The following is a 6,142-nucleotide window of genomic DNA, read 5'->3' as shown; positions in this document are numbered from 1 at the left end:
AGAGAAAAGGTATGATGATATAGCATTAGCTATACAATCGGTCATTCCAGCTCTTATGGCGGCAAATCCAAAGGTTGAAGGCCTTGGTAGCCTTATCAACCTTTTAGATAGTGCAAATGTGAACATGATAAATTATCAATACAAAGAATTTAATCGAAAACTGCAACAGATCAACGGTAATGAAGTAAAAGATGTCAAGCAAAATCTGGCAGAGCTGTTTCAGGTAATTACTAACCTGGATGAGGCAAAAAGCTATGATCAGATTGCTAAATTAATTGTTGATGTTGGAGATGTATTTTTTGGTTTAAACTACAACAGATTGCTGAGTGATATAGCTAATCTGCAGAAATACATTTTAATAGATAAAGACTCCAACCATGTTGATATTAAAGTTGAAGATTTTATCCTTTACCTAAATGACAGATATGTGAAGGAATCCAGCAATAAGATTTCATTATACTTCACCGTAGGCTATAATTACTTATACGGCAAGGATGACTATTCTATCAGTTATGCGTCTGAAAAACTGGGAATTAAATTCAAAATCTTCGATTTGAACAGATATTATACTTACAAGACCACGTATTTTTATCAAAAGAGAAAGCCTATCCTCAATGATATCTATCTGGTAGCGTACGGCTCCGGCCTTTTGTATCAAATTGATGCTTTGAAATCGGATGATAATCTAAATGCGGCTTCATATGGTGGTGCAGTGGGTTTTCATTTCTTTAATGGGCTGGACTTAAATATTGGTGCTGTTTCCGCTGAGATCAATGATAATAGAGAGGTTTACTTCAATGCTGGGTTTGATATCCCTATTGCAGAATATTTGAGTAGACTTACCAAGAAAAAGAAAAGCGACTAAAAAAACAAAAGCCCCCGAAAACTCAGGGGGCTTTAACAAAGCAGTTATTAAGCTTTAGTCACAACTACCTAAAACATAAACCTTAATCCCGCCATTACCCTTAAAGGATTTTGAAAACTGCTGTTGAAGGTTTCTGAATCTGGGTTGGAGGCATCCCAGGCCACTGTATTTTTATAGCGCTGATCCAGTGCATTCTGGATGTTTACGAAAAGTGTTGCTCTGTTTTTAAAAGTGTAGCCGGTAGAGATGTTCAGTAATGAGTAGCCATCTACGGTTTCCCTTTCGTCAGGATTGGTACTGTCAACGAAAGAGGCTGTGCGTTGTGCTCCTGCTTGCAGTAACCTTGCAGAGAAATCTAAATTCCCTAACGACCCGTCAAGGCCAATGCGGAACTGCCATGGGGCAAGATTGGCTTGCTCTGTTTCAGTGTCAGATCCTGCCAATGTCACAGTTCCATCAACATAGCTGATTGATGACCAGAGATTAAAATCGATCCTGCCGAGGGAAAAGACACTGTTAAGGGCAATATTTCCACCGTAGTTTTCCTGTTTACCCTGATTGTAAGGTACCTCAATGTAATATACATTCCAGCCCAGAAATTCATTGTTATAAAGGTTGGTGTTGCCATTGTCCGGCACATTGGTAATTGTATTTTCTACTCTTGAGTTGTATAAAGTAAGCGTAAGATCAAGGTTTCTTCGTACCCGCTGCTTAAGGCTTAACTCGGTCATCTGTGAAGTCACTGGCTCAAGATTAGGATTGGGCAGGTGCAAAAATCCGGATTGGTAGGTCTGGCCTCCATCTTCGGTATAAAATGATCCATATGATTCAAATGATACATGTGGCGAAGGTGCCCAGAAGGCTGTACCATAAAGTGCTTTAATGGTAGTATGCTTAAATGGACTATAAACAGCGCCTATTCTGGGGTTGACCGTAGAGCCAAACCTCGAATTATGGTCGTACCTAAGACCTGCAGTAAATGACAGATTACGAACTGGTGCATATTGTCCTTGCAGATAGGCGCCCACGTTATTATAAACCAGTGAAAAGAACTTTACTTCAAAGCCGTTTGGATTGTCGGGAGTAGCTGAATTTAGCAGGGTGCCGCCTATAGAACCTTCTTTAGCCACCGGCTCCTGCAACTCAGGTGCCTTGGGAATAGACTGAAAGAACTCATAAGTAGCTCCGCCGGTGAGGTTTACTTTTTCGGAAACTTTATAATTTAGCTGTTCCTCGATTTTCATCATAGACCCCATGCTATATTTGTAGCCATGCTCCATGCCCCCGTAGAGGTTACGGTAGTTAGACTCCGGATTTACCTCATAATAACTTCCCGTAAGCGTACTGATAGACTCTAACCTATCCGTAGAAGCAGTGTAACTTGCGCTACCAGTGGTAACACCCTGCCCGTAAAAAACATCTTTGTTGTATACCCCATTATTAGGCTTTAAGGTAGTGGAAGAAGGCACCTGTACATAATGATGGAGCACCTTCATTGAAAAGCCACCCTTATCCAAAGAGGAGTAAAAATTGTAAGATTTAATGGGAGCCTCATACCCCGCAGTTAAGGGTTGCTGAGGCGTCATAGGGCCATATGCGGTGTTGAAAACTCCTGTTTCGTAAGCATCAACATTGTATTCCTCATAAACCTCAGAAAAGTCAGGCTGCATATCATGGGTATACTGCCCTGCCACTGAGATATGGAAATCATTTTTTAATGTTTTATTTAGAAACAGATTACCACTTGAATATCCCTGGGAGCCTCCGATAGCTTGTAAGGATGATTCCTGACTATCAGCTTTTTGGGTGATAATGTTGATAACGCCGGCCATGGCATCCGCTCCGTACAGGGCAGATCCCGGGCCATAAACCACTTCTATTTGCCGGGCTATGTACAACGGAAAATTTTCCAGGAAGGGTAGTGGTTCATTGGTGGGAGATGAAATCCTTATCCCATCAAGTAATACAAGCAGCAGGTCTTGTCGTTGTAGTCCCCTGGAGGTAATAACATTATAATGTTGGGGGTCTGATTTATCGTTGACAATAAAATCCGGCAAATCATTGAGCACCTCAGCAAGGGTTCTGTATCCTCTGATCTTTATTTGCTCCGCTGTTATAACCATTACTGTGGCAGGAGCTTCATTTGCACCTTGCACATTTCTGGTTGGGGTTATTACCCGTATATTCATCAGGTCTTCCAATGACATTTCCATGAGTTCGTCAGAACTAACCTCATCTTTCTGGGCAAAGCCAGTACGAAAAAGTGTACATGTAAGTACCAATAAAAAGAAAAATTTGTAGTTCATAGTTTGTAAGTGTTTATTCATATGGATTTTATTTTTGTATTGCCAGGTTTAGTAATCCCTGGTTGGCTGTTAATCCTATCCCGGTCAAAGCTTTTTCATCAACTGTAAAGCGCAGGCTTTTTCCTTTCTTTATGAAGCTGATATTGGCTCCCTTACCAATCAAATCCTCCTCTGTTACGATAAGGGTACTTGTGCCTTGCAAGGCAGATTTTATGGAGGAAATGTCAAGAGAGGAGTTGTTTGGCATGTAAACCATGTGAGCAGGGGAAAGCTCTGTTTCAGAATGGATCGTTTTTAATTTGATCTTCATCCCCCTAACTTTCTTGTCTTTAAATATATCTTTAAAATGATCAGTAATTTCAGCGTGTTCAATAACTCCAATGATAAAAAGCTCCGAATCTTCCTCAGGCCATACTATATATTTGGCAAAATTGTAGAGATAAGCTCCCTGAAGCTCCTGATAGGAAGAAACCTGAGCAGTGGCGGGAATACAAAGGCAAAATATAAGTAGCATAAGGATCGCGGGATGCCTGCTCTTATAAATTGCTGTACGCCATTTGCTTGAAAAAATACAGGCAGGACTTATGTGCTCTGAAGACATTGCTGTCCACAGCTTATCGCGCCAAAACCAACTATTCATATAAAAAAATGACAATTACAATGCACAAAGGTATGACTGGCGGGAGTAAGATAAATCAGGGCAATACTGAGTTTATGTAAGGGATTACCCTGAAATATTGTATATGCCTGTGAGCGCAATCCTGCTTGAAAAGACGCCGAGGCCTCTTCGAAAGACATCGGCAGGGAAGCGGTAAGAAAGTAGGCAATCGGCAAAAGCGGTACGCAAACTGGGGCAAAAACTTTAAATATTACTATCTGACTACCACGTCACCCCAAACGCAGCGCAGCGAAGTTTGGGGGTCTCCTGATTAAATGTGCAGAAGAATGCTTAAGCACATACCAGAATCGGAGAGGTTAATGCTCGCCTGATATACTGTAATTAAGTTCCGGCCGTGCCCGAATCAATCTTTCATGAAGAAAAATTCATGAGCTGGCGAACCAGTAAGTAGTAAGCAGAACTTTCACTTCATCGGATGTAGCGGACACTCACCATACGCCTGCACCCGCTTTTGAGAAGCAGATAGTTTCTCCTCGTCTACGTCTGTGGTTTTAACTGGTTCGTCAGCTTTGGTTATAGCTGATGCTTTGAATTTTAGCCTTAGGAATTGCTGTAAACTAAATGCTTTCATTTGCTACTTATTATGTAGCAATACTACATTAAATGTAACAATATGCAAATACATTTCACAGGTAAATTTTTAAGCCTCAACCGCTTCAGTTGAAAGTAGCTTCTACACAGCTTTGGCTCTCAATTTTTCAAATAGACTTGCCAGCAAAAAGTACTAAACCGCAGCTTTACTAAACTTCCAAAAGTTTGGTAAAGCTTGTCTGCTCAGTAGCACTAATAGCCACACCAGCAGAAAGCCATAAGCCCTATGAGATCGTGCAGATCGCTACCCCTAAACAGGTGCCATGACTTACCAGCCCGAAGTTTTAGCTGTTATTATCCGGGAAATGGCCACATTATATGTACATTTGAGAGTTTTAAAATGCAGCGACTATGAAATTTCCGAAACCAGGCGAACCTGTAAGGGGTTCAAAGACAGGCCAACCGGTAATGGCTTTACTAGATTTGCTGGGCAGAAGCTGGGCTATGGGGGTTATCTGGTACCTGAAAGAAGGCCCGAGTACGTTTAGAAAGCTACAGGAACACTGCGAAACCATTTCGCCCACCACACTAAATGTAAGGATAAAGGAACTCACCCACGCAGGTGTGATAGAAAGAACACTGGACGGCTATGCGTTAACATCAAGAGGAGAGGAGCTTTTCGAATTGCTTAGTCCTTTGGGCGCCTGGGCCAGAAAGTGGGCTAAGGAAATGAACAACAAAGAAAATTAGCCTTTAGTCGTGAGATTTGAGTATTGAGTTACAGTAGACTGCACCAGTCAAGCAGTTCCCCCATAAACCGATTACCAAATACAGATTACCGATCACCGATGACTGATTACCTATTACTAACGGCCAATCTCCAAAATTTCCTGCTCTGACAAACCGGTATATTTGGCAATAACCTTGATTGGCTGTTTATCCTCTAGCATTTTCTCTGCTAATTCTATAAAGGCTCTTCGCTTCTCAATCCCCGCAATCTCCTTCTTCAACTCATCAATCTGCTTAAAAGAAAGGTCGTAAGTCGTTTCTTTCTCAATCTTCTCCAGCATACCGGAGTCTACAAAGCTGTAGTATTTCTCTTCCGTAATGATGAGGTGGTCAATCACCGGCACATTGACGAACTTGCCGATGGCCAGCATCTTATCCGTAACTTCTATATCACTTTTGGTAGGCTTTAGTTCACCACTCGGGTGATTGTGCACCATAATGATCTGTACCGCCCGTTTCTGCAAAGCAAAACTAAACACCTCCATAGGCTCCACCAGCGTCTGGTTAACCGTACCCAGACTGATCAGCTCGATCAGCAGTATCTGGTTATTACTGGCAAGGCAAACCACCCAGAAATGCTCCTTATTCCTGTCAATTTTGTTTTCACGCAGCAGCACCTGCTGCATCACCTTATACAGATCCTCGGAGTTGAGTACCTTGATCTTTTGCTCTTGAGTTAGTCGGACATTCATAGGCTGCTAAAATAGTATGTTTTTTAGTGGAATGGGAGGGGATGGGGGAATTTTTGGAATTAGCGGTGGTTTGGAGGAAAAATGCCTAAGGTTGGGTATTGATAACATGTTAAGTAGAATATAGATTTAATCTAATTTTATCAAAAACTATATCGAATGACAGAAATAATAAAAAGCAGAACTATCCGCCCATCTACAAGACAAAAAGTTGGTTCAGAAAGGTACAAAATAGATACAAGGAACATTACGGCTGAGGATAATCTAGTAGTCAAAATTACTC

General features: G+C 41.5%; 6 protein-coding genes. 2 read left to right on the top strand and 4 right to left on the bottom strand.

Features of this window, described 5'->3' with window-relative positions; all coding sequences use genetic code 11:
* On the top strand, nucleotides 1-865 hold an 865-nt coding region (locus tag E1163_RS30365; RefSeq protein ID WP_185155942.1), incomplete at its 5' end, for a hypothetical protein.
* A 68-nt stretch (nucleotides 866-933) separates the two neighbouring features.
* Here the strand turns inward: E1163_RS30365 and E1163_RS03290 are convergent.
* The 3 genes from E1163_RS03290 to E1163_RS03280 all read right to left on the bottom strand — a co-directional run bounded on the left by E1163_RS03290 (nucleotide 934) and on the right by E1163_RS03280 (nucleotide 4,421).
* Nucleotides 934-3,171: a TonB-dependent receptor plug domain-containing protein gene (locus E1163_RS03290; RefSeq protein WP_185155941.1), complete on the bottom strand. Its 2,238-nt coding sequence runs from the start codon at nucleotides 3,169-3,171 to the stop codon at nucleotides 934-936.
* Between the two features lie 28 nt (nucleotides 3,172-3,199).
* On the bottom strand, nucleotides 3,200-3,685 hold the full coding sequence (locus tag E1163_RS03285; protein ID WP_185155940.1) for a YfiR family protein: 486 nt from the start codon (nucleotides 3,683-3,685) through the stop codon (nucleotides 3,200-3,202).
* Between the two features lie 568 nt (nucleotides 3,686-4,253).
* Complete coding sequence (locus E1163_RS03280; RefSeq protein ID WP_155169416.1) at nucleotides 4,254-4,421, bottom strand: hypothetical protein; 168 nt, start codon at nucleotides 4,419-4,421, stop codon at nucleotides 4,254-4,256.
* Nucleotides 4,422-4,792: 371 nt separating this feature from the next.
* Between E1163_RS03280 and E1163_RS03275 the strand changes: the two genes are divergently transcribed.
* Nucleotides 4,793-5,131 (top strand): winged helix-turn-helix transcriptional regulator, encoded by a 339-nt coding sequence (locus E1163_RS03275; RefSeq protein ID WP_155169414.1) that lies wholly within the window; start codon nucleotides 4,793-4,795, stop codon nucleotides 5,129-5,131.
* A 116-nt stretch (nucleotides 5,132-5,247) separates the two neighbouring features.
* Here the strand turns inward: E1163_RS03275 and E1163_RS03270 are convergent, their stop codons facing one another.
* Complete coding sequence (locus tag E1163_RS03270) at nucleotides 5,248-5,862, bottom strand: JAB domain-containing protein (protein WP_155169412.1); 615 nt, start codon at nucleotides 5,860-5,862, stop codon at nucleotides 5,248-5,250.
* Nucleotides 5,863-6,142: the final 280 nt, after the last annotated feature.

The organism is Fulvivirga kasyanovii, from assembly GCF_009711405.1.
GTDB lineage: Bacteria > Bacteroidota > Bacteroidia > Cytophagales > Cyclobacteriaceae > Fulvivirga > Fulvivirga kasyanovii.
Note: the sequence above shows the minus strand (reverse complement) of the source record. Positions and strands in the feature narration are given on the sequence as shown.

Bases quoted from the DNA above. Each gene is read 5' to 3' on its own strand.
- E1163_RS03285 (WP_185155940.1), bottom strand. From the start codon at position 3,685: ATGCTACTTATATTTTGCCTTTGTATTCCCGCCACTGCTCAGGTTTCT.
- E1163_RS03270 (WP_155169412.1), bottom strand. From the start codon at position 5,862: ATGAATGTCCGACTAACTCAAGAGCAAAAGATCAAGGTACTCAACTCC.
- E1163_RS03275 (WP_155169414.1), top strand. From the start codon at position 4,793: ATGAAATTTCCGAAACCAGGCGAACCTGTAAGGGGTTCAAAGACAGGC.
- E1163_RS03290 (WP_185155941.1), bottom strand. From the start codon at position 3,171: ATGAACTACAAATTTTTCTTTTTATTGGTACTTACATGTACACTTTTT.
- E1163_RS03280 (WP_155169416.1), bottom strand. From the start codon at position 4,421: ATGAAAGCATTTAGTTTACAGCAATTCCTAAGGCTAAAATTCAAAGCA.